Here is an 18,645-nt window from a genome sequence, read left to right on the forward strand (position 1 = left end):
CCGGGTCAGGGCAGCGGTACGAGTCTGACCACGGTGACCGTCAGCACGGACCCGGAGACGTAGTACAGGACGATCGCCCCGTACACGGTCGCCTCGCGCCGGTCGCGTTCACGCTTCACGGCGGTCGAGGCGTACCCGTACGGGTCGAGGGCCAGGGTGCGTTCCATCTCGTCCCGGAACGAGTCGCCGTCGCGCATCTTGGCCAGGGTGTCGTCGGCGGGGGGTGCGTAGGAGATGCGGAAACTCAAGCGACGTTCCGCCTCTCGGCCTCGTCCTGTGCCAGCCGGTCCAGGATCTCTTCGGCCTCGGGGTCGGGTACGGACTCGAGCATCCAGTGCCGCATGACGGCCTGGATCTCGTGCACCCCGGCCTCATTGATGGCGCGGTCGAACTCCTCGCGTCTCTCCTCGGGCAGCGCGGCACGGATCGCCGGAATGCTGTTGGGCACCTCGACCTCGGTGCCGCCGACGAAGGTCCTCAGAGACTCGCCCATGGTCGCTCTCCCCGATCTCCCCGCTCTCCGCGCCCCGTCTGTCCTCACCGCCGGGGGGTGTACCTGGGTAACAGGCAGGTGTAAGGCCCACGTTAGCGGGTGCTGTGGAGCGGGGCGAACTGTTGTGTGTTCAGGTGACGTGCACGCAGGATGAGTTGATGGCTTTGGTGATGCGGCGGTGGCGCTGGGGTGGCCGGGGTGGCTCGCAGAGAGCGTCCACGTGCGCCAGGGATGGTGCTCGCCGACAGGACCCCGCAGGCGGCATGTCCTTTCCGGACGCCGGGCCGGTAGCGCGCGGGCGCCGAGGTGAGGGGAGACCGGTGTCTGCCGGATCTCCTGCCTGCCGTCCGCACAGATGGAGGGCGCACATGGGGGCCCAGGGCCCGTATCGGCGGGATGCCTCTCGCTGAAGCCGACGACGTACGACGGGCGTGGAGCGGAAGGCCCTGGCAGAGCTGACCACGGAGTCCGCCCGGGCTCAGCCCGAAGCCGCCCGCCCACCTGGCGCCCGGCGCCCAGCCCACCGAAAAGCCCCCACCACGCGGAAATTCCGCAGGTGGGGGCTTCTTCAGCTCTGCTTACTTCTTCTTGCCCTGGGTCTTGCGGTAGATCTCGGCGACCAGGGTTTTTGCAGGTGGGGACGCTGATCGACTTGGCGTGAGCGGTCGCCATTTGGCCGCTATCGGGTGCCCTTGAATAATCTCGGACGGCCCAGGGACGGCCACCGTTCGCCGCGACGGTCACTGGCGACCGAAGAGAACGAAGCGATCGCGCACAGCGCGCGGGAAGGACGATGTCCGCCGTTTCCACCGGCGGCTTCTCCCGTAGTCGGGCCTGGACGGCAAGTCCTGCTGTTTGAGCATCGACGACCGGAATGGCTAAATGTCCCGTTTGGCGGACCCCGCAGAGACCGAAACCTTCCATGACCAGGATGCGACCCACGAGGACATTCGGCGCTTGGCCGACGAACGGACCAGGGCTTTGCGGGATTTACTCCGAGTTGCAACCAGCTGCGGGCCACCTCTTGGCGGTGAGCGAACAGCGCGCCGGAGACGGATGGTCAACACGTCTAGCTTCCGCTGCGCTGTCCCCCGTCGCCAGCACACACCAGTCGCACTGACCAACCGGTTGGTGGGGTGCTGCCTCGGCGACTGTTGGTGCCATCGGAACTGGTGTACAGCAGAGTTGACGAACACGGAAAAGGGGACCGTCCGCGCGCCAACTATGTCTCCCCCCATCTCCCTAGATGGGTGACGAGCCTTCTCCCCTCATCACAGAGAAGGCTGCCGGGGCGGGTTGGCCGGTGTCTTGCCGGGTTGAGGTCGAGCATGATCAGGTGCCGTACCCTGGTCTGCTCTCGGGCGGGCTGCGATCCTGTCCGAATTCGCTACGAGTGGCCCCGGGTCTTGCTTGACGCGAAACCGAACCGGGGAGGTGGCTAAAGCCGTGGGGCCAACCGCCCCCAGCCACAGAGAGTGACTCCCACTCCATGCCCGCAACCGCCGAGCGCGCCGCTGAGGCGGCCCGAGCCGGTGCGCGGCCAGTACGAGCGCGTTCTCCCAGTCCTCGGGCATACGTTCCAGGTTATCCGTCATGATCCGACGGTACGGCCGGGCAAAGGCGCCGAATGCTCAATAGTGTGCTGCCGTGGGACGTAGTCCGGAAGATCGTTGGTTCGGCTCCCGCCGTGGCACCTTCGTGGAAGACTGCGTGCGGGCATCCCGGTCCCCAACCACATTCCTGAAAGGGTGGATTAATGGCAGCGATCACGCAGCCCGGAGCCATCACCTTGAGTTGTCCCGACCCGGAATCACTGGCTGACTTCTACGCTCGGGCAACCGACTGGCAGAAGATCTTCACCAGCGAGTCGGCGGCATATCTGGCAGGCGAGAACGGCATGCGTATGGGATTCGTCAAGATTGACGGATTCAAAGCCCCGACCTGGCCGGACGCGGCCCATCGCGTACACATCGACTTCAGCGTCACGGACCTGAACAAGGCCGAGGCCGAACTCCTGGAACTGGGCGCCACCAAGCCCGAGGACCAGCCGGGCGAAGGCAAGTGGACCGTCCTGCTCGACCCGGTCGGCTACCCCTTCTGCATCACCGCGATGGCCTGACCGCCGTCCGGTGCCGACCGCCGTCCGGACCCACCGGTCCCGGCGGTTTCCTGACCCGCCGCCCATGAGGTTCCGTCCCGCGCACCCACGTACGCGTCCCCTGCCCCGGATTTCCGGAGCGGGGGCGCGTGCGTGTGTCTGACGCTCAGCCGAACGTCCGGGGCACCAGCAGACCGTCCCTGGTGCTGTCCTGGATGACGGTCTTGTCCCGGTGCCGCCGCCACGCTCCGGCGAGATCCACTCCTGGATGTAGGACGCCCGGGGCGCGCTCGGGTCCGGGCTCGCGTCCAGCGCCATCAGCTCTTGGTACGCCTCGATGTCCGCCATGTGGATGAACATGCGGAGGCGGTCCATCTGCCCGAACGCCTCCTCGAACAGCAGGACCGTGGTCCGGCCCTTGGCGTTCAGGTTGTACGTCTCGGCGAGCGTCCGGGCGAGCACCCGGGCCTCCGTCCGGTACGCGTAGTGCACCTGGGCGGTGCGGTGCATGAGCAGCCCGGACGACGCGCTGGTGAGCAGGCTCCCGAGGGGCAGCGAGCTCTGCCGCGCGGCCGGCACCAGTTGGAACCGGGCCCGGCCGTCCACCGTCTCGGCCGGGTTCAGGTCCTGCCGCGTCGTCTCCTGCTGCGCCATCGCCTCGGTGGCGGTGCCGAAGATGCCCCAGCGGTGCGGCAGCAGGACGGTCTCCCGCACGCTGCCCGCCTCGAACAGCTCCTCCCAGCCGTCGTCCTCGCCGGCGTCGCGCCCGAAGACACCGCTCCCTCGGTCGGCTCCGCGCCGGGTCAGCGCGGTGTAGTCCCCCAGGGAGCGCAGGTGGATCAGCCAGTGCGGGCGGCCCCGGGTGCCGAAGGCGTCCTCGAAGCTGAGTGCGGTGGCGATGCGAGCAGCGCCGCCACGGGCTCTGCGGGCGGCTACGGCGCGGCCGTCACGTTCGCGATCACCGGCAGCTTCGGGGGCGCCAGCTGCGCCTCGGCCAGCACGTCCGCGAACCGCCGCGCCGCCGACGGCATGTCCCGGGAGTGGAACGCGGCGCTGACCGGCAGCGGCACGCACCGGAAGGCCAGGGTGAGGATGCCGCGCGTAGTGTTTTTCCAGGCCCCTGTGGGCTCGTCCACCTTGAAGTGGATGCCGATCTGAGCGGGGCGGCCCCCAGACGGCCCAGCCCACCGAAAAGCCCCCACCACGCGGAAAACCCGCAGGTGGGGGCTTCTTCAGCTCTGCTTACTTCTTCTTGCCCTGGTTCTTCACAGCCTCGATCGCGGCCTTGGCCGCGTCCGGGTCCAGGTACGTGCCGCCCGGCTTCAGGGGGCGGAAGTCGGCGTCCAGCTCGTAGGCGAGCGGGATGCCGGTCGGGATGTTGAGGCCCGAGATGGCGTCGTCGGAGATGCCGTCCAGGTGCTTCACCAGGCCGCGCAGGCTGTTGCCGTGGGCGGCGACCAGGACGGTCTTGCCGTCGAGGAGGTCCGGGACGATGCCGTCGTACCAGTACGGCAGCATGCGGGTGACGACGTCCTTGAGGCACTCCGTGCGCGGGCGCAGCTCCGGCGGGATCGTCGCGTAGCGCGGGTCCGCGCTCTGCGAGAACTCGGTGCCGTCCTCGAGCGCCGGCGGCGGGGTGTCGTACGAACGACGCCAGAGCATGAACTGCTCCTCGCCGAACTCGGCGAGCGTCTGGGCCTTGTCCTTGCCCTGGAGGGCGCCGTAGTGGCGCTCGTTCAGACGCCAGGAGCGGTGCACGGGGATCCAGTGGCGGTCCGCGGCCTCCAGCCCGAGCTGGGCGGTGCGGATCGCGCGCTTCTGGAGGGAGGTGTGCACGACGTCGGGGAGCAGGCCGGCGTCCTTCAGCAGCTCACCGCCGCGGACCGCCTCCTTCTCGCCCTTGTCGGTGAGGTCTACGTCCACCCAACCGGTGAACAGGTTCTTCGCGTTCCATTCGCTCTCGCCGTGGCGGAGGAGGATCAGCTTGTACGGTGCGTCGGCCATGGGTCCGAGCGTAATCGAACCCGTGCGGCCTCCGCGCGCCTGGCCGAGGGGCGGACGGGGGGAGCGGGCGGGGGCTGACGATTGACGGGCGGCGTCAATTGAGTGGCGGCCGGGGATTCGGTCTTCGTAACGTTCGGACAGTCCCAGGGCCTCTTACATGGCCCGCATCGGTCCCGTGTACGCCCGAGGGGGAAGTCCTATGTCCGTCGCCGGTCTCAGAAAGGCGGCACACGAGACGGTCGCCGGCCTCCCCAGGGAGTTCTGGTGGCTGTGGACCAGCACGCTGGTCAACCGTCTCGGGGCGTTCGTCGCCACGTTCATGGCGCTCTATCTGACCCTGGACCGGGGCTACTCGGCCTCGTACGCCGGTCTCGTCGCCTCCCTCCACGGGCTCGGCGGAGTGGTGTCGTCGCTCGGCGCCGGGGTGATGACGGACCGGCTGGGGCGCCGCCCGACCATGCTGATGGCGCAGCTTTCGACGGCCGTGTCCGTGGCGGTGCTCGGCTTCATGGTCCACCCGGTGGCGATCGCGGGCGTCGCCTTCGTCGTCGGCATGGCCAGCAACGCGTCCCGGCCCGCCGTGCAGGCGATGATGGCCGACATCGTCCGGCCCGAGGACCGGGTGCGGGCCTTCTCGCTCAACTACTGGGCCATCAACCTGGGGTTCGCCGTCTCGTCGGCCGGGGCGGGGTTCATCGCCGAGTACAGCTATCTCGCGGGCTTCCTGGGTGAGGCGGCCCTGACGCTGCTCTGTGCCGTCGTCGTCTTCCTCAAGGTGCCGGAGTCCCGGCCCGAGACCGCCCCCCTGACCGCCGGGGTCCGCGCGCCGGACGACGTGAAGCTGACCACCGTCCTGCGTGACGGGCGGTACATGGGCGTCGTCGGGCTGTCGTTCCTGGTCGCGCTGATCTTCCAGCAGGGTTACGTGGGCCTGCCGGTGGCCATGGGCGCGGACGGGCTGTCCAGCTCCGACTTCGGTACGGCCATCGCCGTCAACGGCGTACTGATCGTGGTCCTGCAGATCCCCGTCACCCGGTTCATCCAGCACCGCGATCCGCGCCGGCTGCTGATCCTCTCCTCCCTGATCGCGGGTTACGGCTTCGGGCTGACCGCCTTCGCCGGATCGGTCGGGGTGTACGCGCTCACGGTGTGCGTCTGGACGCTCGCCGAGATCGTCAACGCGCCCACGCAGACGGGCATCGTCGTGCAGCTGTCCCCGGCCCACGGCCGGGGGCGCTACCAGGGCATGTACACGATGTCCTGGTCGGTGGCGGCCCTCGTCGCCCCGCTGATGTCCGGCTTCGTGATCGACCACTACGGGGCCGCCTGGCTGTGGGGGACCTGCGCGGTGCTGGGCACGGTGACCGCGTTCGGCTACTGGCTGCTGATGCGGAACCTCAGCCTCCCGGAACCGGTCGTCGCCGCGGCGGCACCTCCTGTCGCCCCTGTGACGCCTACTACGTCCGTGACGCCGACCGTGCCCGTGACGCCTGCCACACCTGCTGCCCCGGTCGTTTCACCCGTCGTACCCGTTGCACCCGTCGGTGCACCGGCCGCACCGGCCGCACCTCCAGTACTCGCAGCACCTGCCGTACCCGGAGCGCTGGTCGCACCGGCGGCGTCGGCCGCCACCGCGACACCCGCCTCGTCCTCCGAGCGGGCCACCGTGGAGCCCACGGTCTGAGGGAACGCCCGAGTGGGCAGTCGGAGGGTCAGTCCGAGGGTCAACCCGGGAGAGTGAGCGCGAGGTGGGCCGGCGCACCGCGGCTACTCACCCACCGGACCCGGCCCGGGACTCACCCGCCGCACTGGCACGGTGCGCCGGACTGGCAGCCGCACCCGCAGCCCGAGCCGCAGCCGCAGGCCCCCAGCACGGTCAGATGCACCACTTCGGTCGGGGTCTCCTGCTGGGGTTCGGTCACCGGGGAATCGGCCATGGTCCCTCCTCAGGACATACGACAGGGGTACGGCTCCGCGACACACGCACAGGAGTCCGCCGCACGCACGTACGACGAGGTACGGCATGGCGTGCCGCCCCCGCACCCATTGCATGCCCAGCCCCGAGGGCGCATCAACGGCGCACAAGCGCTGGAACAGATGTGCGGCACCTGAGCGAACCGCGCCCCCCTACGCCCCCTGAACCCGCGCCCCTACCGTCCCCGGGGCGAAGGGGGCGGCCTGGAGAGCTGCCCGAACTGATCGGCCCGGAGGCCCTGCCCGTACTGCTCCAGTACCTCCCCTGCACCCGGCCCCCCCCGGCACGCCCCAGGGCCCCCGGCCCCCATAAGCCCGGCACCCCCAGGGCTCCAGGCCCGCAGCACCGCCCAGCGCCCCCCCAGGAGAGCCAGCACCCCGCCACTCCTCCCGGCCGCCCCCAGGGCCCCCGCCCCCAGTACCGCTCCGGCCGATCCCGACGAGGTCCCCCGGCCCGTTGCGCCCCCCTCGGGCCGGCGTCCCCCCGCTCGGCGGCAGCCCCCTACGCCCCCTCCACCGGCGCCGCCGCCTGGATCTCGTCCGCGTGCTCACCCGTGACCAGGTAGACGACGCGCTTGGCGACCGACACGGCGTGGTCGGCGAAGCGCTCGTAGTAGCGGCCGAGCAGGGTGACGTCGACGGCGGTCTCGATGCCGTGCTTCCAGCGGTCGTCCATCAGGTGCTGGAACAGCGTGCGGTGCAGCAGGTCCATCTCGTCGTCGTCCTGCTCCAGCTGGAGCGCCAGGTCGACGTCCTTCGTGATGATCACCTCGGCGGCCTTCGCCATCAGCCGCTGGGCGAGCTGTCCCATCTCCAGGATGGTGGCGTGCAGGTCGTGCGGTACCGCCGACTCGGGGAAGCGCAGCCGTGCCAGCTTGGCGACGTGCTGGGCGAGGTCGCCCGAGCGCTCGAGGTCGGCGCTCATCCGCAGCGAGGTGACCACGATCCGCAGATCGGTGGCGACCGGCTGCTGGCGGGCCAGCAGCGCGATGGCGCGGGCCTCCAGGTCGTGCTGCAGGTCGTCGACCTTCTGGTCCGCGGCGATCACGCTCTCCGCGAGCTTGAGATCGGCGTCCAGCATGGATGTCGTGGCCCGTCCGATCGCCGAGCCGACGAGCCGGGCCATCTCGACCAGTCCTTCGCCGATCGAATCGAGTTCCTCGTGATAAGCGTCGCGCATGGAAGTCCCTCTCCAGGTCCTTGCTGGGCCGGGGTCTCTGAGCAGACCCCCACGCTGCCACGGTGAGGGGGCAACGCGTCGGGTTCCGGCCGCCTAAGTGAACCGGCACTATCCCCTCGGTGAACTCTGGGCGACGAGTGTTCGAGATGGCACCCGGATGGCTGGGAGAGTGTCGGCGCGCCCGCATAACCTTGAAGCATGGACGTGAACGCGGCGGTCGCCGCAGCTGCTGCGATCGCCGGTGTGTGTACCGGTGTGATCGCCATGCTGGCGTTCCGCTGGAGCGAACGCGAGCAGAAGCGCCCCACGCGTACGTCCCTGCGGCCCGACGGCAACGCGGCGCTGCCCCCGGGGGTGGACACCGTCCTCTCCGTGCTCAGCTCGTCCGCCGTCGTGCTCGACGAGAGCGACAGCGTGGTCAAGGCCAGCTCGGCCGCGTACGCGCTGGGCCTGGTCAGGGGCGGGCGGCTGGCCGTGGAGCCGATGCTCCACATGGCCAGGGACACCCGGCGGGACGGTGAGATACGGCAGGTCGAGCTGGACCTGCCGCGCCGGGGCACGGGCCGGGGTGAGGCGCTCGCCGTCTCGGCCCGGGTGGCCCCGCTGGGCTCACGCCTGGTCCTGCTGCTGGTCGAGGACCTCACGGAGGCCCGCCGCATAGAAGCGGTGCGGCGTGACTTCGTCGCCAACGTCAGCCACGAGCTCAAGACCCCGGTCGGCGCGCTCTCCCTGCTCTCCGAGGCCGTCATGGACGCCTCGGACGACCCGGAGGCGGTCGAGCGGTTCGCCGGCCGCATGCAGATCGAGGCGACCCGGCTCACCAACCTCGTGCAGGAGCTCATCGACCTCTCCCGGGTGCAGAACGACGACCCCCTGGAGGACGCCGAGCCCGTACGGGTGGAGGAGCTGGTCGTCGAGGCCATCGACCGGTGCCGTCAGCAGGCCGGTTCGAAGCAGATCACCATGGCCTCGGGCGGTACGGCGGACCTCTTCGTCTGGGGGAACCGCAGCCAGCTCGCGGCCGCACTCGGCAATCTCGTGGAGAACGCCGTCAACTACAGCCCCGCCCGCACCCGTGTCGGCATCGCCGCGCGGAAGATGGCCGCACCCGGCGGGGACCTGATCGAGATAGCCGTGACCGACCAGGGTTTCGGCATCTCGGAGAAGGACCGCGAGCGTGTCTTCGAGCGGTTCTACCGCGTCGACCCGGCCCGCTCACGGGCCACCGGTGGCACCGGTCTCGGCCTCGCCATCGTCAAGCACGTGGCCGCCTCGCACGGCGGGGAGGTCACCGTATGGAGCTCCGAGGGACAGGGCTCCACGTTCACCCTGCGACTGCCCGAGTCGGGCGTCGTACGGGGTCGTACCACCGGCGGACCCCTGGTCGTCAACGACGCTGTTGACGGCGACGGGCCGTACGAGACCGATTTTGAACCATTTCCCGCCCCGGAGGCTCTTCCGTGACCCGAGTGCTTGTCGTCGAGGATGAGGAATCCTTCAGCGACGCCCTGTCCTACATGCTCCGCAAGGAAGGCTTCGAGGTGGCCATCGCGGCCACCGGCCCCGACGGCCTCGACGAGTTCGAGCGCAACGGCGCCGACCTCGTGCTGCTCGACCTGATGCTGCCGGGCCTGCCCGGTACGGAGGTCTGCCGGCAGCTGCGTGTCCGGTCCAACGTCCCGGTGATCATGGTCACCGCCAAGGACAGCGAGATCGACAAGGTCGTGGGCCTGGAAATAGGAGCCGACGACTACGTGACCAAGCCCTTCTCCTCGCGGGAGCTGGTGGCCCGTATCCGGGCCGTCCTGCGCCGCCGCGGTGAGCCGGAGGAGGTCACTCCGGCCGCCCTGGAGGCAGGGCCGGTGCGGATGGACGTGGACCGCCACGTCGTCACGGTGGCCGGCGGCAAGGTCGACCTCCCGCTGAAGGAGTTCGACCTGCTCGAGATGCTCCTGCGCAACGCGGGCCGCGTGCTGACCCGCATGCAGCTGATCGACCGGGTCTGGGGCGCGGACTACGTCGGCGACACCAAGACCCTCGACGTCCACGTCAAGCGGCTCCGCGCCAAGATCGAGCCGGATCCCGGAGCGCCGCGCTACCTGGTGACGGTGCGCGGCCTGGGCTACAAGTTCGAGCCGTAGACCGGCCACCACGGCTGCCTGGGGGTGTCTCCGCCGGAGGCACCCCCACGCGTGCGGTCAGTGACCGGTGGCGGCTTCGTCCGTCGACCCGTCCGAGGGGCTCTGGGACTCCTCGCCCGGCGTGCCGGAGGAGGACGCGGACGGCGTGGCCGTGGGCTTCGTGGACGGCAGCGCGCTCGGGCCGAAGTCCTTGAAGAAGGTGGTCGCCGGGACGATCGCGGCGCCCAGGGCGATCTCGCCCGTCTCGCTGAACGTGAAGGCGACGGTCTGCACGTTGCCGTCGGCCCCGGCCTCGCGGCCGTTCTCGATCACGGCCGAGGCGTTGTCCTTCCCGCCGATGACGACCTGTCCGCCGGCCGGGACCACGAGCGGCCCCTTGCCCTTGGCTGCCTGCAGCTTCACCGAGGCACCGGTGCCGGGAAGCGCGATCTTCTCCACGACCTCCTGCTTCGTGCCGTTGTTGAAGAGGGTCGCGGCGATGACCGCCGGGCCTTCGGCGTCCGCCTCGGGCTGCGTGATGATGTTCAGGTTCTGGATCTTGATGTTGTCGACAGCCGTGGCCGCGTTGTCCGGCCTGACCTGAAGCGTCTGCGCGTCATTGCCGGCACTGCACGCGGACAGGGCGGCGATCGAGATCACGAGGGCAGTGGCGGCGAGGGCGCCGTGTCGAAGGCTGCGGCTCACGGCGGCGGCAACTCCTTGAACGTGTCGGACTGCGGACTTCGGACTCTGCGGACAGGAAGGCCCGAGCGGCCGTAAAGCCGCCCTAAGTGTGTGTCAGCGGGCTCAGGTTACCGAGCCGCCCTCCAGGGCCCGCACCCGACCCGCCCCTAGGGCCCGCCCGACCTGTGGACCCGGACCCCGCGCCGCGGTGCGGACATCTCCGTGCCCGGTGGCGGTGGTGCGCCCGGTCCCGAGGATTCGCACGGCGTTCACAAAACGCCGGTGAGCAGTGCGTCCGGCGCCGGATGATCGATTTCCGGACCGCGGCCTATTTCCCCCGCATAATCCACCCGGCCCCACGCCGTTGATCAATTTTATTGGTCACGGACGCTAAGGGTCGTACGACTGATCGAGGTCCGAACGGAGTACGGAAAGTTCATCATCCGGAATCCGGCAAAACGGGACGTTCGGCCCCTTCTGGAGGGCTTCCGGCATCTGTGACGGACGTGTTTCCGGGCGGCCGCGCGCCCGCTCCGACCTGCGAATATCGCCTTCCGGAAGGCTCCCGCAGCACGTTCGTGTCGCAGTTGTCAAGCCCCGAGATATGCCCTGACCTGCGAAAACGCCATTCAGGAGAAGCCGTTCTCGTGTTACTCTGGATAGCCACGGAAGGGGTACCTGTCACATGACGTTCAAGGTTGGCGACACCGTGGTCTATCCCCATCACGGGGCCGCGCTGATCGAGGCTATCGAAACTCGCCAGATCAAAGGCGTGGACAAGACCTACTTGGTGCTCAAGGTCGCCCAGGGCGACTTGACGGTTCGTGTGCCGGCGGACAACGCGGAGTTCGTCGGTGTGCGCGACGTAGTCGGGCAGGAAGGGCTGGACCGGGTCTTCGAGGTGCTGCGCGCGCCGTACGCCGAAGAGCCGACGAACTGGTCCCGACGCTACAAGGCAAATCTCGAGAAGCTCGCCTCCGGCGATGTCATCAAGGTCGCCGAAGTGGTGCGTGACCTGTGGCGTCGTGAGCGCGAGCGTGGACTCTCCGCAGGTGAGAAGCGCATGCTCGCCAAGGCTCGCCAGATCCTGGTGAGCGAGCTCGCTCTCGCGGAGAACACGAACGAGGACAAGGCCGAGGCGCTCCTCGACGAGGTCCTCGCGTCCTGAACCGGACGACCCCGGTGACCGGATGACGCCGGCGAACCGAATCCGGTCGTAAGAAATCTGTCGCGGTGCCCGCTGACCAGCCGTTTTTACGGTAAGTCGTCGGGCGCTGCGGCATGTTCGGATCCGAAAAGGGTCCGCCCGGAAAGGCGTCCGGCGCGCTCGCGTCCCCTCTGTCATCTCCACCGAGCCCTGCTACGGCTCGACCGACCAGGGGTCACGGAAGGGGTCCCGGTCGAGTCGAGGTGTCGCGCCCGGCTCGTTGCGGTGCCCCTACCCATGTCGGCCGTGGAAACAAACCTGCCGAAGCTTCGGAGTGCAACCGATGTCATCGATGTCACCGACGCCTGCTGAACCGAGCCCCTCCCGGACCGCGGCGGTGATCCCCGCAGCGGGCCGCGGCGTCAGGCTCGGACCCGGTACCCCGAAGGCGCTGCGCGCCCTCGGCGGTACGCCGATGCTGATCCACGCCGTACGGGCCATGGCGGCGTCCCGCGCCGTCACCCTCGTCGTCGTGGTCGCGCCCCCGGACGGCGCGCCCGAGGTGAAGAACCTCATCGACGGGCACGCCCTGCCCGAGCGCACCGACTACGTCGTCGTCCCCGGCGGTGCGACGCGCCAGGAGTCCGTGGGGCTCGGCCTCGACGCGCTGCCGGACGACGTCTCCGTCGTCCTGGTCCACGACGCGGCCCGGCCCCTCGTGCCGGTCGACACCGTGGACGCCGTCATCGAAGCCGTACGGGACGGGGCTCCGGCCGTCGTCCCGGGGCTCCCGCTCGCCGACACCGTCAAGGAGGTCGAGCCCGCCGGGGCGGGTGCGCCGGAGCCGGTCCTCTCCACCCCCGTGCGGGCGCGGCTGCGGGCCGTTCAGACGCCCCAGGGCTTCGACCGGGACACGCTGGTCCGGGCGCACGCGGGCGTGGACGTCGACGGTGAGGGCGCGACCGACGACGCGGGCATGGTCGAACGGCTGGGCCTGCCGGTCGTTGTTGTACCCGGGCACGAGGAAGCGTTCAAGGTGACCCGCCCCCTGGACCTGGTCCTGGCGGAGGCCGTTCTCGCACGCCGGAGGGCGAACGATGGATTCTGAGGCAGCGAAGCAGAAGCAGCCGGCTCCCGTGATTCCGCTGGTCGGGATCGGGACCGACATCCACGCCTTCGAGGAGGGCCGCGAGCTCTGGTGCGCCGGGCTGCTGTGGGAGGGGGAGGGCCCCGGGCTCGCCGGGCACTCCGACGCGGACGTGGTGGCGCACGCCGCCTGCAACGCCCTCTTCTCCGCCGCGGGGCTGGGCGACCTCGGGCAGCACTTCGGCACCGGCCGCCCCGAATGGTCCGGCGCGTCCGGTGTCACCCTGCTCACCGAGGCCGCCCGGATCGTGCGCGCCGAGGGCTTCGGGATCGGCAACGTCGCCGTGCAGGTCGTCGGTCTCCGGCCGAAGATCGGCAAGCGGCGGGAGGAGGCCCAGAAGGTGCTGTCCGACGCGGTCGGCGCCCCCGTCTCGCTCTCCGCGGCCACCTCCGACGGCCTCGGGTTCACCGGCCGGGGCGAGGGCATCGCCGGTATCGCGACCGCCCTGGTCTACCGCGCCGACGGCTGACGCGCGGCCGCGCCGGGACCGTGCCCCGCGCGGGCGCCCCGGCGCGGACCGCCGTCGGGCCCCGCCGCCTTATTGCACATCGGTTGCACGTACGCTGGTGCGGCAGTCATGTGCGGTACGGCCGAGAGCGAGGGTGAACGTCAGTGGTGAGCGCGACCGCCGGGGCGACGAGGGTGCAGGACGCGCCGGCCGGCACGGACGGCTACGTCCTGCGGACCGCCACCGCGCAGGACGTCGGTGGTGCGCGGGCGGTCATGCTGGACACCGTCTACCACGACCTGCGCTCGGGCTACGTACCCCGCTGGCACGCCGACATCATCGACCTGGAGGGCGCCTACCTGCGCCCCGCGCGCTGCACGCTGCTGGTCGTCGTGCGCGGTGACGAGGTCGTGGCGACGGGCGCGGTGCGGGACCGGGGGCCCCAGGCGCCGCCCAACCCCCAGTGGGTCGCCGACCGCTTCCCCTCCGGCTCGACGGCCCAGCTCTGCCGGATCTACGTACGCCCCGGACACCGCAGGCACGGGCTGGCGCGCCGGCTGGTGGGGGAGCTGGGGGACTTCGCCGCGCGGGCGGACGGCTACACCTCGCTCTACCTGCACACCGATCCCGCCGTTCCGGGCGCCGAGCCGTTCTGGCGGTCGCTCGCCCAGGAGGTCTGCGACGAACGGGAGCTGCCGGGCGGAGGCCAGGGCATCGTCCACTTCGAGCTGCCGATGCCGGTTCCCCGAGGGCTGACCACCTCGGACATCAGATGATAATCGTTTCCATATAGGGTGCCCGTCATGCCTACGTCCCGAAGCCGACGCCTCCCGCTGCCGGCCGTCGCCGCCACCGCCGCGCTGCTGCTCCCGCTCACCGCCTGTACCGCGTCGGACGGCTCCGGAGCGTCCGGTGACGCGCAGCGGCTCCGGGTCGTGATGGCCTTCCCGCCCGCCCAGGCCATGTCGCCGTACGGCGACGACGCGGTCACCCTCAGCCGCCTCGCCGTCATCGAGGGACTCACCACCCTGGACGCGAACGGTGCGGCGCGGCCCGCCCTCGCCGCGTCGTGGAAGCAGGACAACCCCACCACCTGGACGTTCACCCTCCGTGACGCCGTCTTCCAGGACGGCGCGAAGGTCGACGCGGACGCGGTCGTGCGCTCCCTCACCGCGGCGGGCAAGGCCTCCCCGCTGCCCCGGGTGCTCTCCGACACCCCCCTGACGGCGACGGCCGTGCCGGGCGGGAAGACCGTACGGATCGTCACGAAGAGCGCGGACCCGCTGCTCCCGCAGAGGCTCGCCAACCCGTCCCTCACGATCCTGTCCCCGGACGCCTACGCGAAGGGCAGGACAGACCCCGCCGGGCACGCCACAGGTCCCTTCACCCTGACCGGCGTCAAAGGGGCCGTCTCGGCGACCCTGGAACGCAACGACACCTACTGGGGCGGCAAGGCGAAGGCCCCGGGCGTCGACGTCACCTTCGCCGCGGACGGCACGGCGCGCGCCAACGCCCTGCGGACGAAGGCCGTCGACGTCGCGGAGTACGTACCGATCGCCCAGGCGTCCCTGCTCGGCGACTCCTACGTCCACGAGTTCCCCTCCGCGCGGACCAACGGCCTCTCCCTCAACACCCGGCGCGGCGTCTTCACCGACCCCGCCCTGCGCGCCGCCGCCCGCGAGGCCATCGACTCCGAGGCCCTGGTCGACGGGGTGTACGAGGGCCGGGCGGACACCGCGAAGGGGCTCCTGGGCCCCGGCGTCCCCTGGGCCGCCGGCAAGCGCACCGCACCCACCGGCCGGACCCCCGCGGCGAGCCGTGAGGAGGTGGCCAGGACGAAGGAGATCGTCCTCGCCACCTACACCAACCGGCCCGAGCTCCCCGAGGTCGCGACCCTCGTCCAGCAGCAGCTGGAGAAGCGCGGCTTCACCGTCAGGCAGGTCGTCCGCGACTACGCGCAGATGGAGGCCGACGCGCTCGCCGGGACGTACGACGCGTTCATCCAGGCCCGCAACACCCTGCTGGACACCGCCGACCCCGTCTCCTACCTCGCCTCCGACTTCACCTGCGACGGCAGCTTCAACATCTCCCAGCTGTGCGACAGGACGGTCGACAGCGCCGTGGACGACGCCGCCTCGCTCAGTGGCACCGACGCCCGCCACAGCGCGGCGATGGCCGCCGAGGCAGCCGTCCTGGGCTCCGACGCGCTCGTACCCCTCGTCCACGAGCGCTTCGTCCAGGGCTACGACGACGCCCGCGTCGAAGGCGTCTCCCTCGACCCGCTGGAACGCACCCTCATCACCGCCGACACCCGCGCCGGGTGACCGCGTGAAGTACCTGGCCGGACGGCTCGGCGCGCTCCTGGCCGTCGTCGCCGTCATCGGCCTGCTGCCCCGGCTGACCCGCACCGATCCCGCGCTGACGATCCTGCACGCCCGTTACGCCGACCGTCCGCCCACGCCCGCCGTGCTCGACGCGATCCGCGCGGAGACCGGACTCGACGGCGGCCCGTCGCACGTCCTCGGCGCCTGGGCGTCCGGACTGCTCCGCGGTGACCTGGGGGAGTCCTGGGTCTCCGGACAGCCCGTCGGCCCCGACGTCACCTCGGCCCTCGGCGTCTCCCTGACCCTCATGGGCGTCTCGCTCGCCGTCGCCGTCGTCCTGGCGCTCGTCCTCGCCGCGGGAACACTGCGCGGGGGCGCGCGCCGCCGGCTCGTGACCACCCGGGCGGGTGTCGGCGCCGCCGTGCTCGCCGCGCTGCCCGAATTCCTCCTCGCCGCCGTACTGGCCACCGTCCTGGCCGTACAGCTGGGCTGGTTCCCCGCCCTCGGCTGGGGCGGCCCCGAGCAGCTCGTGCTGCCCGCGCTCGCCATGGGCGTACCCGCGGGCGCGCTGCTCGGACGGCTCCTGGACGACGCGCTGCCCGGCGCGTTCGCCGAACCCTGGGCGCGCGCCGCCACCGCCCACGGGATACCGGGCCGCCGGATCGCGGCCCACGCCCTGCGCCGCACCCTGCCCGCACTGCTGCCCCAGCTCGGCCTCGTCGTCGTCGGGCTCACCGGCGGCGCGGTCGCCGTCGAGACGCTCTACGCCATCCCCGGCCTCGGCGGGACGGCCCTGGCCGCCGCGCTGGCCCAGGACCTGCCCGTCCTCCAGGCCTGCGTCCTGCTCCTGCTGCTCCTCGGCACCGCCGCCGGCCTCGCGTCCCGGCTCGCCTCCGGGGCCCTGCTCGGTCCCGCACGGACCGACGGCGCCCTCCCCCCGCTCGTCGCGCCGCCCCTGCCGGCCCGTCGCACCGTGGCCGCCGGTGCGGCCGTCCTGGGAGCCCTCCTCGCCGCCGTCCTCCTCACGGGACTGCTGCGCGACCCCCTGTACGCCGACGCCGCCGCACGCCTCGCCGCACCCTCCGGCGCCCACCCGCTGGGCACCGACTCCCTGGGCCGCGACGTCCTCGCCCGCCTCGGCCACGGGGCGGCCCGGACCGTCCTCACCGCGGTGGCCGTCGGCGCCGTCACGCTGCTCCTGGGACTGCTCGCCGGGGTCCTCCGCGCCGGGGCCCTCACCGAGACGGCCAACGCGCTGCCCGCGGTCCTGGCCGGCCTCGTCGTCGCGGGGATCACGGGCCCCGGCCCCTGGGGCGCGGCCGCGGCGGTCGCGGCGGTCGCCTGGGCCCCGCTCGCCGCCCACACCTCCGCGCTGTACGCCCAGGAACGCGCCGCCCCGCACGTCGGTGTGGCCGTCGCCCTCGGCGCGAGCCCCTGGCACCGGCTGCGCCGCCACGTCATCCCGGGGGTCGTCCCCCCGGTCGTACGCCACGCCGTCCTGCGCGTCCCTGCCGTCGCCCTGGCACTCGCCTCCCTCGGCTTCCTGGGCCTCGGCACCCCGGCCCCCGCGCCGGAGTGGGGGCGCATGCTCGCGGAGAACATGCCCTACGCCGAACGCGCCCCCTGGGCCGTCCTCGCCCCCGCCGCCGCCCTCGCCGCCCTCGGCGCGCTCGCGGTGCTGACCTCGGCGGCCGTACGCGGCCGGCGGCGCGGATGACGACCGCCACCACGGGAAGCCGCTCCGGCGCCACCCCGGAACTCAAGCCCTACCTCCGGCTCCTGACCGCCACCCAGTTCGCCTTCAACACCGGCTTCTACGCCGTCCTGCCCTACCTCGCCACGCACCTGGGCGACGGGCTCGGCATGGCCGGGTGGCTCGTCGGACTCGTCCTCGGGCTGCGCACCTTCAGCCAGCAGGGACTCTTCGTCGTGGGCGGCGCCCTCACCGACCGCTACGGCCCCCGGCCGGTCGTCCTCACCGGCTGCGTCCTGCGCATCGCCGGCTTCTGCTGGCTCGCCCAGGCCGCCACCACCGCCACCGTCATCGGCGCCGTCCTCCTCATCGGCTTCGCCGCCGCCCTGTTCTCGCCCGCCGTCGAGTCCGAGACCGCCCGGGCCGCCGTCGCCCACGAGAGGGAGACCGGGACGCCCCGGGCCCAGGTGCTGGCCGTGTTCTCCGCCGCCGGCCAGGCCGGGGCGTTCCTCGGGCCCCTGCTCGGCAGCCTCCTGCTGCTCCTGGGCGGCGGATTCCGGACGGCGTGCCTGGCCGGCGCCGTGGTCTTCGTCGGCGTGCTCGCCGGACACGCCCGCCTCATGCCGCGCCGGCCGCGCCGCGTCAGGACCGCCCGCACCGGTGCCGTCCTTCCCCGCGAGGTCTTCGCCAACCGGCCGTTCCTCGTGCTCTGCCTCGTCCACAGCAGCTACCTCGTCTCCTACAACCAGCTCTACCTCGCCCTGCCGACCGAGGTGGAGCGGGCCACCGGCTCCCAGAGCGCGCTCGGCGGGCTGTTCGCGCTCTCCTCACTGCTCGTCGTCGTCGCCCAGCTGCCCCTGACCCGCTGGTCCGCCCGTCGTGTCCCGCCGCGTACCGCCCTCGTCGCGGGGCTCGTCGTCGTCGCCGCCGGATTCGCCGCCGTGCCCCTCGCGCCGGGAGGGCCCGCCGGACTGCTCCCCGGGGCCACGCTCGTCGTCCTCCTCACGCTCGGCCAGATGCTGCTGGTGCCCGCCGCCCGGGGGCTCGTGCCCGACCTGGTCGACGACCACCGGCTCGGCCTCGCGACGGGAGCCCTCTCCTCCGTGTCCGGCCTCGCCGTCCTCGTGGGCAGCGCCGCCACCGGAACGCTCCTCGGCGCCCCCGGGCCCGTCCTGTGGACGGCGCTCGCCGCCGTCCCCCTGGCGGGTGCGGCACTCGCCCTGACGCTGGACCGGGGGCGGCGCCCGCCGGAGCCCGCCGGCACCGTCACCGATTAGTTGTGACACGTTTTCCACAGGGGGCCCTGGGCACTGGTGCGGGCCCACTACCCTTG

General features: G+C 71.6%; 18 protein-coding genes and 1 pseudogene. 11 read left to right on the forward strand and 8 right to left on the reverse strand.

Going from position 1 to position 18,645, the window contains the following annotated elements:
- Nucleotides 1-5: 5 nt before the first annotated feature.
- Complete coding sequence (locus ACFVS9_RS06595; RefSeq protein ID WP_383115715.1) at nucleotides 6-248, reverse strand: hypothetical protein; 243 nt, start codon at nucleotides 246-248, stop codon at nucleotides 6-8.
- Entirely contained in the window at nucleotides 245-493 is a 249-nt protein-coding gene (locus ACFVS9_RS06600; RefSeq protein ID WP_383115714.1) for a hypothetical protein, read from the reverse strand. The genes ACFVS9_RS06595 and ACFVS9_RS06600 overlap by 4 nt, the downstream gene beginning before the upstream one ends.
- Nucleotides 494-2,249: 1,756 nt before the next feature.
- On the opposite strand from ACFVS9_RS06600, the gene ACFVS9_RS06605 reads away from it, so the two are divergent.
- The gene (locus ACFVS9_RS06605) at nucleotides 2,250-2,612 is read left to right on the forward strand and encodes a VOC family protein (RefSeq protein ID WP_042163773.1); all 363 of its coding nucleotides are present in this window, start codon (nucleotides 2,250-2,252) and stop codon (nucleotides 2,610-2,612) included.
- Between the two features lie 261 nt (nucleotides 2,613-2,873).
- On the opposite strand, the pseudogene ACFVS9_RS06610 reads toward ACFVS9_RS06605, so the two are convergent.
- The 3 genes and pseudogenes from ACFVS9_RS06610 to ACFVS9_RS06620 form a co-directional block, all read right to left on the reverse strand.
- Nucleotides 2,874-3,491, reverse strand: a pseudogene (locus ACFVS9_RS06610) (DUF6039 family protein); the annotation flags it as partial.
- 32 nt (nucleotides 3,492-3,523) lie between these two features.
- Complete coding sequence (locus tag ACFVS9_RS06615) at nucleotides 3,524-3,727, reverse strand: hypothetical protein (RefSeq protein ID WP_389930578.1); 204 nt, start codon at nucleotides 3,725-3,727, stop codon at nucleotides 3,524-3,526.
- 106 nt (nucleotides 3,728-3,833) lie between these two features.
- Nucleotides 3,834-4,595: a phosphoglyceromutase gene (locus ACFVS9_RS06620; RefSeq protein ID WP_351326922.1), complete on the reverse strand. Its 762-nt coding sequence runs from the start codon at nucleotides 4,593-4,595 to the stop codon at nucleotides 3,834-3,836.
- A 199-nt stretch (nucleotides 4,596-4,794) separates the two neighbouring features.
- Between ACFVS9_RS06620 and ACFVS9_RS06625 the strand changes: the two genes are divergently transcribed.
- Nucleotides 4,795-6,279, forward strand: a complete 1,485-nt coding sequence (locus tag ACFVS9_RS06625; protein ID WP_389930582.1) for an MDR family MFS transporter — start codon at nucleotides 4,795-4,797, stop codon at nucleotides 6,277-6,279.
- Between the two features lie 112 nt (nucleotides 6,280-6,391).
- Here the strand turns inward: ACFVS9_RS06625 and ACFVS9_RS06630 are convergent, their stop codons facing one another.
- Both ACFVS9_RS06630 and phoU read right to left on the reverse strand, forming a co-directional pair.
- The gene (locus ACFVS9_RS06630) at nucleotides 6,392-6,532 is read right to left on the reverse strand and encodes a hypothetical protein (RefSeq protein WP_329231296.1); all 141 of its coding nucleotides are present in this window, start codon (nucleotides 6,530-6,532) and stop codon (nucleotides 6,392-6,394) included.
- Between the two features lie 539 nt (nucleotides 6,533-7,071).
- The gene (gene phoU, locus ACFVS9_RS06635; RefSeq protein WP_014154896.1) at nucleotides 7,072-7,749 is read right to left on the reverse strand and encodes a phosphate signaling complex protein PhoU; all 678 of its coding nucleotides are present in this window, start codon (nucleotides 7,747-7,749) and stop codon (nucleotides 7,072-7,074) included.
- A gap of 198 nt (nucleotides 7,750-7,947) precedes the next feature.
- Between phoU and ACFVS9_RS06640 the strand changes: the two genes are divergently transcribed.
- Nucleotides 7,948-9,213: a sensor histidine kinase gene (locus tag ACFVS9_RS06640; protein ID WP_383116353.1), complete on the forward strand. Its 1,266-nt coding sequence runs from the start codon at nucleotides 7,948-7,950 to the stop codon at nucleotides 9,211-9,213.
- Nucleotides 9,210-9,890: a response regulator gene (locus ACFVS9_RS06645; protein ID WP_383116354.1), complete on the forward strand. Its 681-nt coding sequence runs from the start codon at nucleotides 9,210-9,212 to the stop codon at nucleotides 9,888-9,890. The genes ACFVS9_RS06640 and ACFVS9_RS06645 overlap by 4 nt, the downstream gene beginning before the upstream one ends.
- 57 nt (nucleotides 9,891-9,947) lie before the next feature.
- On the opposite strand, the gene ACFVS9_RS06650 is transcribed toward ACFVS9_RS06645, so the two are convergent.
- The gene (locus tag ACFVS9_RS06650) at nucleotides 9,948-10,574 is read right to left on the reverse strand and encodes a DUF461 domain-containing protein (RefSeq protein WP_389930587.1); all 627 of its coding nucleotides are present in this window, start codon (nucleotides 10,572-10,574) and stop codon (nucleotides 9,948-9,950) included.
- A 664-nt stretch (nucleotides 10,575-11,238) separates the two neighbouring features.
- Between ACFVS9_RS06650 and ACFVS9_RS06655 the strand changes: the two genes are divergently transcribed.
- The 7 genes from ACFVS9_RS06655 to ACFVS9_RS06685 all read left to right on the forward strand — a co-directional run bounded on the left by ACFVS9_RS06655 (nucleotide 11,239) and on the right by ACFVS9_RS06685 (nucleotide 18,589).
- Nucleotides 11,239-11,721 (forward strand): CarD family transcriptional regulator, encoded by a 483-nt coding sequence (locus ACFVS9_RS06655; protein ID WP_006380568.1) that lies wholly within the window; start codon nucleotides 11,239-11,241, stop codon nucleotides 11,719-11,721.
- Between the two features lie 322 nt (nucleotides 11,722-12,043).
- Entirely contained in the window at nucleotides 12,044-12,808 is a 765-nt protein-coding gene (gene ispD, locus ACFVS9_RS06660; protein ID WP_389930590.1) for a 2-C-methyl-D-erythritol 4-phosphate cytidylyltransferase, read from the forward strand.
- The gene (gene ispF / locus ACFVS9_RS06665; protein ID WP_383116357.1) at nucleotides 12,798-13,316 is read left to right on the forward strand and encodes a 2-C-methyl-D-erythritol 2,4-cyclodiphosphate synthase; all 519 of its coding nucleotides are present in this window, start codon (nucleotides 12,798-12,800) and stop codon (nucleotides 13,314-13,316) included. Before ispD ends, ispF begins: the two co-directional genes overlap by 11 nt.
- A 143-nt stretch (nucleotides 13,317-13,459) precedes the next feature.
- Nucleotides 13,460-14,071, forward strand: coding sequence for a GNAT family N-acetyltransferase (locus ACFVS9_RS06670; RefSeq protein ID WP_389930594.1), 612 nt, complete (start codon nucleotides 13,460-13,462; stop codon nucleotides 14,069-14,071).
- Nucleotides 14,072-14,098: 27 nt separating this feature from the next.
- On the forward strand, nucleotides 14,099-15,619 hold the full coding sequence (locus tag ACFVS9_RS06675) for an ABC transporter substrate-binding protein (RefSeq protein WP_389930597.1): 1,521 nt from the start codon (nucleotides 14,099-14,101) through the stop codon (nucleotides 15,617-15,619).
- Between the two features lie 4 nt (nucleotides 15,620-15,623).
- Nucleotides 15,624-17,336, forward strand: coding sequence for an ABC transporter permease subunit (locus ACFVS9_RS06680; RefSeq protein WP_389930600.1), 1,713 nt, complete (start codon nucleotides 15,624-15,626; stop codon nucleotides 17,334-17,336).
- Nucleotides 17,333-18,589, forward strand: coding sequence for an MFS transporter (locus ACFVS9_RS06685; protein WP_389930603.1), 1,257 nt, complete (start codon nucleotides 17,333-17,335; stop codon nucleotides 18,587-18,589). Before ACFVS9_RS06680 ends, ACFVS9_RS06685 begins: the two co-directional genes overlap by 4 nt.
- The last annotated feature ends 56 nt before the right edge of the window (nucleotides 18,590-18,645 follow it).

Source organism: Streptomyces sp. NPDC058008 (assembly GCF_042886395.1).
Lineage (GTDB): Bacteria > Actinomycetota > Actinomycetes > Streptomycetales > Streptomycetaceae > Streptomyces.

Excerpts from the sequence above, each read along its gene's own strand:
- ACFVS9_RS06600 (WP_383115714.1), bottom strand. The coding sequence starts at position 493 with ATGGGCGAGTCTCTGAGGACCTTCGTCGGCGGCACCGAGGTCGAGGTG.
- ACFVS9_RS06605 (WP_042163773.1), top strand. The coding sequence starts at position 2,250 with ATGGCAGCGATCACGCAGCCCGGAGCCATCACCTTGAGTTGTCCCGAC.
- ACFVS9_RS06620 (WP_351326922.1), bottom strand. The coding sequence starts at position 4,595 with ATGGCCGACGCACCGTACAAGCTGATCCTCCTCCGCCACGGCGAGAGC.
- ACFVS9_RS06625 (WP_389930582.1), top strand. The coding sequence starts at position 4,795 with ATGTCCGTCGCCGGTCTCAGAAAGGCGGCACACGAGACGGTCGCCGGC.
- ACFVS9_RS06630 (WP_329231296.1), bottom strand. The coding sequence starts at position 6,532 with ATGGCCGATTCCCCGGTGACCGAACCCCAGCAGGAGACCCCGACCGAA.
- phoU (WP_014154896.1), bottom strand. The coding sequence starts at position 7,749 with ATGCGCGACGCTTATCACGAGGAACTCGATTCGATCGGCGAAGGACTG.
- ACFVS9_RS06640 (WP_383116353.1), top strand. The coding sequence starts at position 7,948 with ATGGACGTGAACGCGGCGGTCGCCGCAGCTGCTGCGATCGCCGGTGTG.
- ACFVS9_RS06655 (WP_006380568.1), top strand. The coding sequence starts at position 11,239 with ATGACGTTCAAGGTTGGCGACACCGTGGTCTATCCCCATCACGGGGCC.
- ispD (WP_389930590.1), top strand. The coding sequence starts at position 12,044 with ATGTCATCGATGTCACCGACGCCTGCTGAACCGAGCCCCTCCCGGACC.
- ispF (WP_383116357.1), top strand. The coding sequence starts at position 12,798 with ATGGATTCTGAGGCAGCGAAGCAGAAGCAGCCGGCTCCCGTGATTCCG.
- ACFVS9_RS06675 (WP_389930597.1), top strand. The coding sequence starts at position 14,099 with ATGCCTACGTCCCGAAGCCGACGCCTCCCGCTGCCGGCCGTCGCCGCC.
- ACFVS9_RS06685 (WP_389930603.1), top strand. The coding sequence starts at position 17,333 with ATGACGACCGCCACCACGGGAAGCCGCTCCGGCGCCACCCCGGAACTC.